The sequence below is a fragment of the Pseudomonas sp. 21615526 genome (assembly GCF_013386245.1).
Lineage (GTDB): Bacteria > Pseudomonadota > Gammaproteobacteria > Pseudomonadales > Pseudomonadaceae > Aquipseudomonas.
In genome coordinates this window covers 1-1,049 of the sequence record NZ_JACAOM010000239.1, presented here as the reverse complement: position 1 = coordinate 1,049, position 1,049 = coordinate 1, and the positions used below count along the sequence as shown (strand labels likewise).

Sequence of the window (1,049 nt, the reverse complement as noted above, 5' to 3'; positions counted from 1 at the left end):
CGGCGCCGTTCAAGGCGCAGTACCCGCAACTGGTGACGTTCTTTGAAAAAGTCGACCTGCCGATTGACCTGCTCAACGGCATCCTCGCGCAAATGGCCGAGAAACGTACCGCGCCGCGCCAGGTGGCCGAAGCGTTCCTGAAAGAACAGCCGCAGGTCTGGCAGCAGTGGGTGCCGGCGGACGTCGCGGCCAAGGTCAAGGAGAGTCTCTGATGCGCAAGTTCATCGCAGCCACACTGCTGGCACTGTGCGCCGGGCCGCTGCTGGCGGCAGAACCGGCCACCCTGCGCGTCGGCTACCAGAAAAGCTCGGTGAGCATGGTGCTCGCCCGTGAGCATCACCTGTTCGAGCAAGGGTTGCCGGGCACCAAGGTCGAGTGGATCGAATTCCTCGGCGGCCCGCCGCTGATCGAAGCCCTAAATGGCGGCAGCATCGACATCGGCAATATCGGCGACATCCCGCCGATCTTCGCCCAGGCTGCCGGCATCGACATTCGCTACATCGGCGTCGAGCCCAATGACGGGCGCACCGAAGCCATCCTGCTGCCCAAGGACAGCACCGTGCAAAGCGTGGCCGAACTCAAGGGCAAGCGCGTGGCGNNAACAAGGCAAGGTCGACGCCTGGGTGGTGTGGGACCCGTACTACTCGGCGGCCGTGGTGGACGGTTCGGCGAAGGTGCTGGGGGATGGCCAGGGGCTGAACCCGGCGGGCAGTTTCTTCATCGCCAGCGGGCCGTTTGCCAAGCAGCACCCGCAGGCGATTGCGGCGATTCTCAAGGTGTTTGCCCAGGCGCAGCGGTTGTCGCTGGACCAGCATGACGAAAGCGTCGCGCTGATGGCCAAGACATTGGGCTTGCAGCCGGCGGTGGTGGAGAGTTACTTCCAGCATCGCTCGCCGACGCCGAGCCGGCCATTGGAAGCGGTGGATATCGCCAACCAGCAACGTACGGCCGACGCGTTTTTTGCCAACGGCCTGATCCCGAAAAAGGTCGATGTGCAGCAGGTTGTGTTCAAGGCCCCATAACTTTATCCCTGTGGCAAGGGAGCTTGC

General features: G+C 63.6%; 1 protein-coding gene and 1 pseudogene. Both read left to right on the top strand.

Annotation, left to right across the window (positions count from 1 at the left end; genetic code table 11):
* Positions 1 to 212 (top strand): glycine betaine ABC transporter substrate-binding protein (locus HX786_RS31470; RefSeq protein WP_306172586.1); only part of this gene is annotated, 212 nt, incomplete at its 5' end.
* A pseudogene (locus tag HX786_RS31465) lies at positions 212 to 1,022 on the top strand (aliphatic sulfonate ABC transporter substrate-binding protein). The gene HX786_RS31470 and the pseudogene HX786_RS31465, both read left to right, overlap by 1 nt.
* The last annotated feature ends 27 nt before the right edge of the window (positions 1,023 to 1,049 follow it).